Below are 436 nucleotides of genomic sequence, written 5' to 3'. Positions count from 1 at the left end.
CCGTTATGCTGATCTCGTAAACGTTATCCGTATTGGCGTCCGCCGGGTTTTCATAATCCCTTGCCACCATGCTCACCACTCCTGTGGACGGATCTATCGTAAAGTCCGCCGCATCATTGCCCGATAAAGTATAGGTTACCGAACCTATTGGCGCAGCTCCCGATAAACTTGGGGTCACCGAGGTGTATGCCGCATTTTCGTTGACGTTCGCATTGGCAATGGCATCAATGGTGAACGTTACTGTTTCGCTCACATCGGCTACGCTAACCGTCCAGTCTTCCGTGTCATCGTTGCCATCACTGTCCGTTGCCGTTATGCTGATCTCGTAAACGTTATCCGTATTGGCGTCCGCCGGGTTTTCATAATCCCTTGCCACCATGCTCACCACTCCTGTGGACGGATCTATCGTAAAGTCCGCCGCATCATTGCCCGATAA

Annotated in this window: 1 protein-coding gene; it reads right to left on the bottom strand. The window is 51.8% G+C overall.

Annotated elements, in window-relative coordinates:
* Positions 1-385: hypothetical protein (locus DCS95_RS20140; protein ID WP_208630778.1), on the bottom strand; the 385-nt coding region annotated here is incomplete at its 3' end.
* Positions 386-436 lie beyond the last annotated feature (51 nt).

The organism is Maribacter litoralis (assembly GCF_003075045.1).
Taxonomy (GTDB): domain Bacteria; phylum Bacteroidota; class Bacteroidia; order Flavobacteriales; family Flavobacteriaceae; genus Maribacter; species Maribacter litoralis.
Note: the sequence above shows the minus strand (reverse complement) of the source record. Positions and strands in the feature narration are given on the sequence as shown.